The 5084-nt window shown below is 71.9% G+C and carries 6 protein-coding genes; 3 read left to right on the top strand and 3 right to left on the bottom strand.

The genetic code is table 11. From position 1 onward, the window contains the following. A partial coding sequence (locus tag AC31A1_RS46470) for an NAD(P)H-dependent flavin oxidoreductase (RefSeq protein ID WP_489659109.1) occupies nucleotides 1–605 on the top strand: 605 nt, incomplete at its 5' end. Between the two features lie 25 nt (nucleotides 606–630). Here AC31A1_RS46470 and AC31A1_RS46465 read toward each other — a convergent pair. The 3 genes from AC31A1_RS46465 to AC31A1_RS46455 form a co-directional block, all read right to left on the bottom strand. After that, nucleotides 631–1788, bottom strand: coding sequence for an acetyl-CoA C-acetyltransferase (locus tag AC31A1_RS46465; RefSeq protein ID WP_489659108.1), 1158 nt, complete (start codon nucleotides 1786–1788; stop codon nucleotides 631–633). 26 nt (nucleotides 1789–1814) lie between these two features. Next, nucleotides 1815–2426, bottom strand: a complete 612-nt coding sequence (locus AC31A1_RS46460) for a TetR/AcrR family transcriptional regulator (protein ID WP_489659107.1) — start codon at nucleotides 2424–2426, stop codon at nucleotides 1815–1817. A gap of 63 nt (nucleotides 2427–2489) precedes the next feature. After that, the gene (locus AC31A1_RS46455) at nucleotides 2490–3278 is read right to left on the bottom strand and encodes an SDR family oxidoreductase (protein ID WP_489659106.1); all 789 of its coding nucleotides are present in this window, start codon (nucleotides 3276–3278) and stop codon (nucleotides 2490–2492) included. 61 nt (nucleotides 3279–3339) lie between these two features. Between AC31A1_RS46455 and AC31A1_RS46450 the strand changes: the two genes are divergently transcribed. Together AC31A1_RS46450 and AC31A1_RS46445 are read left to right on the top strand one after the other, a co-directional pair. Next, nucleotides 3340–4479, top strand: coding sequence for an acyl-CoA dehydrogenase family protein (locus AC31A1_RS46450; RefSeq protein ID WP_489659105.1), 1140 nt, complete (start codon nucleotides 3340–3342; stop codon nucleotides 4477–4479). Next, nucleotides 4479–5084: acyl-CoA dehydrogenase family protein (locus AC31A1_RS46445; RefSeq protein ID WP_489659104.1), on the top strand; the 606-nt coding region annotated here is incomplete at its 3' end. The genes AC31A1_RS46450 and AC31A1_RS46445, both read left to right, overlap by 1 nt.

The following is a 5084-nucleotide window of genomic DNA, read 5'->3' as shown; positions in this document are numbered from 1 at the left end:
CCACGGTGTTGTTGCCGCAGGTCGTGGACGCGGTGGACATACCGGTCATCGCGGCCGGCGGCTTCTTCGACGGGCGGGGACTGGTCGCGGCGCTTGCCTACGGGGCGGCGGGCGTCGCCATGGGCACCCGGTTCCTCCTCACCTCGGACTCGACGGTCCCGGACGCGGTGAAGGCGGCGTATCTGGCGGCGACGGTCAAGGACGTCACGGTCACCAGGGCGGTCGACGGCCTCCCCCACCGCATGCTCCGCACGGAACTGGTCGACGCCCTGGAGAACTCCGGCCGGACGAGAACCCTGTTCCAGGCGATACGCCGAGCGGCGGGCTTCCGCCGGCTGTCCGGCCTGACCTGGCGCCGGATGATCCGCGACGGCCTCGCCATGAAGCACGGCAAGGAGCTGACCTGGAGCCAGATACTGCTGGCCGCGAACACGCCGATGCTGCTGAAGGCGTCGATGGTGGACGGGCGCACGGATCTGGGGGTGATGGCCTCCGGCCAGGTCGCCGGCGTGATCGACGACCTGCCGTCGTGTGCGGAGTTGGTGGCACGGGTGATGAAGCAGGCCGAGGAGGTGCTGTGGACGCTGGTCCGGGCCGACTCCTGAACCGCCTTTGAACCGCCCTGCCCGATCAGAGCCGTTCGATGATCGTCACGTTGGCCTGGCCGCCGCCCTCGCACATGGTCTGGAGGCCGAACCGGCCGCCGGTGCGCTCCAGTTCGTGCAGGAGGGTGGTCATGAGCTTGACGCCGGTCGCGCCGAGCGGGTGGCCGAGGGCGATCGCGCCGCCGTTGACGTTGACCTTCTCCGGGTCCGCGCCCGTCTCCTTAAGCCAGGCGAGGACGACGGGCGCGAAGGCCTCGTTGATCTCGACGAGGTCGATGGCGTCGATGGAGAGGCCGGTCTTCTTCAGGGCGTGGGCGGTGGCCGGGATGGGAGCCGAGAGCATGCGGATCGGGTCCTCCCCGCGGACGGAGAGGTGGTGGACGCGGGCGCGGGGCGTCAACCCGTGTTCCCGCACCGCCCGTTCCGAGGCGAGGAGCATCGCCGCCGCGCCGTCGGAGACCTGGGAGGAGCACGCGGCGGTGATGGTGCCGCCGTCGACGACCGGTTTCAGGCCGGCCATCTTCTCCAGCGAGGTGTCCCGGCGCGGGCCCTCGTCGACCGCGACCGCGCCGTAGGGCACCGTCTCCCGTTCGAAGCGGCCCTCGTCGATCGCGCGCAGGGCACGCCGGTGCGAGCGGAGGGCGAACTCCTCCTGGTCCTGCCTGCTGATCCCCCACTTCGCGGCGATCATCTCGGCCCCGGCGAACTGGTTCACCGGCCGTGTCCCGTACCGCGCGCGCCAGCCCTCGCTGCCCGCGAAGGGGCCGTCGGTGAGGCCGAGCGGTTCGGCGGCCTGGCGGGAGGCGAAGGCGATGGGGATGAGGGACATGTTCTGGACGCCGCCCGCGACAACGAGGTCCTGGGTGCCGGACAGCACGCCCTGCGCCGCGAAGTGCACGGCCTGCTGCGAGGACCCGCACTGCCGGTCCACCGTCACGCCCGGCACCTCCTCGGGCAGCCCGGCCGCCAGCCAAGCGGTCCGCGCGATGTCCCCGGCCTGCGGCCCCACCGCGTCCAGGCACCCGAAGACGACGTCCTCGACGGCGGCGGGATCGATCCCCGAGCGGGCGACCAGTGCCTTGAGGACATGCGCCCCGAGGTCGGCGGGATGCACCCCGCTCAGCCCTCCCCCGCGCCGCCCGACGGGCGTACGGACCGCTTCGACGATATAGGCCTCGGCCATGTCAACTCCCCATCCAGACCCGTGAGTTATGTGCGTACGGCGATCCCGTCGAGGACCATCGAAAGGTACTGCCGGGCGATCTCCTCGGCGCTGTGCTGTCCGCCAGGCCGGTACCAGGACGCGGCGACCCACACCGTGTCCCGGACGAACCGGTAGGTGAGCCGGACGTCGAGGTCGGCCCGGAAGACCTGGGCGGCGACCCCGCGCTCCAGCGTGGACAGCCACGCCTTCTCGAACTTGCGCTGCGACTCGGCGAGGAACGCGAACCGCTCCTGCGCGACCAGGTGCTTGCTCTCCTTCTGGTAGATCGCGACGGCGGCGCGGTGCCGGTCGATCTCCCGGAACGACTCGGTGACCAGGGCCTCCAAGGTCTCGCGCGGCCCGAACTCGGCGTCCAGGACGGTGTCGTAGCCGCCCCACAGCTCGTCGAGGAAGGTGCGCAGGATCTCCTCCAGCATCGATTCCTTGGAGTCGAAGTGGTAGTAGAGGCTGCCCGCGAGCATGCCCGCGTGGTCGGCGATCTTCCGTACGGTGGTGGCGTTGTACCCCTGCTCGGCGAAGACCTCGGCCGCCGTGTCGAGGAGTTCACGACGGCGGGCCGGAGCGGCGGTCACCGGGGGCTTCTTCTTGGTCGGCACGGACCCATTGTCGTGCCCCGGCCCCGGCCTATCGCGCGACCCCTTGTCGGGCCTCTCGCGCCGCTACGCATGCTGGCTGCTCACGGAGACGACCTCGCCGGTCATGTACGAGGAGTAGTCCGAGGCCAGGAACACGATCACGTTGGCCACCTCCCAGGGTTCCGCGTACCGCCCGAAGGCCTCGCGCGCGGTGAGTTCGGCCAGCAGCTCCGGTGTCGTCACCTTCACCAGGTGCGGGTGCATGGCGAGGCTCGGCGAGACCGCGTTGATCCGCACCCCGTACGCGGCGGCCTCGATCGCCGCGCACCGGGTCAGCGCCATCACGCCCGCCTTGGCCGCCGCGTAGTGCGCCTGTCCGGCCTGGGCGCGCCAGCCGACGACGGAGGCGTTGTTGACGATCACCCCGCCGCCGCTCCCACGCATCGCGCGCAGGGCCGCCCGGGTGCACCGGAACGTGCCGTTCAAGGTCACGTCCAGCACCTTCGACCACTGCTCGTCGGTCATGTCGACTAGGTCCGAAGTGCCGCCCAGGCCCGCGTTGTTGACGACGACGTCGAGGCGTCCGTGCGCGGCGACGGCCGCGTCGAACAGCCCCTGCACCTGCGCCTCGTCGGTGACATCGCACGGCAGCGCGGCGACCGACTCCGACCCGAACTCCCCGGCCAGCTCGGCCTCGTACTCCTTCAGCCGCCGCGTGTGCGCGTCGCTGATGAGCACGCGCGCGCCTTCCTGAAGGAAGCGGCGCGCGGTGGCCCCGCCGATGCCCGCGCCGGCGGCGGCGGTGACGACGGCTGTGCGCCCCTTCAGCAGCCCGTGCCCGGGGACGTATGCCGGACTCTCGACGCCTGTCATGGGCCCACGCTAACCTACCAAACACTTGTTAGGGAAGGATTGCCGAGGGAGGACGGTCGCGATGGACCTCCGCTTCACGCCCGACCAGCAGGCGTTCCGCGCCGAGGCCCGCGCCTGGCTGCGCGCACACGTGCCGGCCGAGCCCCTCCCCTCCCTCGAAACCGGGGCGGGCTTCGCCGCGCACCGCGCCTGGGAGGCCCAACTCGCCGCGGACCGCTGGTCGGTGGTGTCCTGGCCGGAGGAGTACGGCGGCCGGGGCGTGGACATCGTGCGGTGGCTGGTCTTCGAGGAGGAGTACTACGCGGCGAGCGCCCCGGGCCGGGTCGGCCAGAACGGCATCAACTTGCTCGCCCCGACCCTCTTCGACCACGGCACACGGGAGCAACGCGCGCGTGTGCTGCCCTCGATGGCGACCGGCGAGGTGGTGTGGGCGCAGGCGTGGTCGGAACCGGAGGCGGGTTCGGACCTGGCGTCGCTGACCTCACGGGCGGTGCGCACCGGCGGGGGCTGGCTGCTGAGCGGCCAGAAGACGTGGTCGTCACGCGCGGCCTTCGCGGACCGCGCGTTCGGCCTGTTCCGCAGCGAGCCGGACACCCCGAAGCCTCACCAGGGCCTCACCTACCTGATGTTCGACCTGCGCGCGCCCGGCGTCACGGTCCGCCCGATCGGCCGCCTCGACGGCAAGCCCGCCTTCGCCGAGCTGTTCCTGGACGAGGTGTTCGTCCCCGACGAGGACGTCATCGGCGAGCCGGGCCAGGGCTGGCGGGTCGCCATGTCGACCGCCGGCAACGAACGCGGCCTCACCCTCCGCTCCCCCGGCCGCTTCCTGGCATCCGCCGACCGTCTCCTCAACCTCTGGCGGGCACAAGGTAGTTCACCAGAGCTACGCGACCAGGTGGCCGACGCCGTGATCGGCGCCCGCGCCTACCAGCTCTTCACCTACGCCAACGCCTCCCGTTTCCTCGACGGCGAATCCATCGGCCCGGAGTCCAGCCTGAACAAGGTCTTCTGGTCCGAGTACGACATCGCGCTGCACGAGACGGCCCTCGAACTACTGGGTGAGGAAGGCGAGTTGGCGGACACCGACTGGACCGAGGGCTATGTCTTCTCACTCGCGGGTCCCATCTACGCCGGTACGAACGAGATCCAGCGCGACATCATCGCCGAGCGCCTGCTCGGCCTGCCGAAGGGCCGCCGCTGATGCGCTTCCTCCTCGACCCCGAACAGCGGGCCTTCGCCGCCTCGTTGAACGCGATGCTGACGGCGGCGGACACTCCGTCGGTCGTACGGTCCTGGAGCCGCGGCGAGCACGCGAGCGGGCGGGCGCTGTGGCGCCGTATCGCGGGGGCGGGGGTGTTCGCACTGGCGGTGCCGGAGGCGTACGAGGGGTTGGGGCCCCGGCTGGTCGAACTCGCCGTGGCGTTCGTGGAGTTGGGGCGGCACGCGGTTCCGGGGCCGCTGGTCGAGACGGTCGCGGCGGCGACGCTGCTGACCGCCCTGGACGACTCCGCCCCGGCCAAGCGGCTGTTGCCCGCACTGGCCTCCGGCGAGTCGACGGCGACGCTGGCGACGGGGCGGTACGCGCTGGATGCGGACATCGCGGACATACGGCTGACGGCCCGGGCGGCCCGGGATCCGATGGGACAGGCCGCGGCAGAGCCGGCCGTAGAGCCTGCGGCGATGGGCCGGCCGGCGCCCGGAGGAGGCGCGTCGGCGGCGGAGCCACGGCTCGCCTCCCTGCCCGATGACGCGCCTCCGGCGGCCGAGTTGCGGCTCGGGCCCCCGCCCGGCCACGCACCCTCGGCG

It is taken from the genome of Streptomyces sp. P5F9 (genome assembly GCF_057961495.1).
The sequence above is the reverse complement of the archived record's forward strand: the minus strand, read 5'-3'. Positions and strand labels throughout refer to the sequence as shown.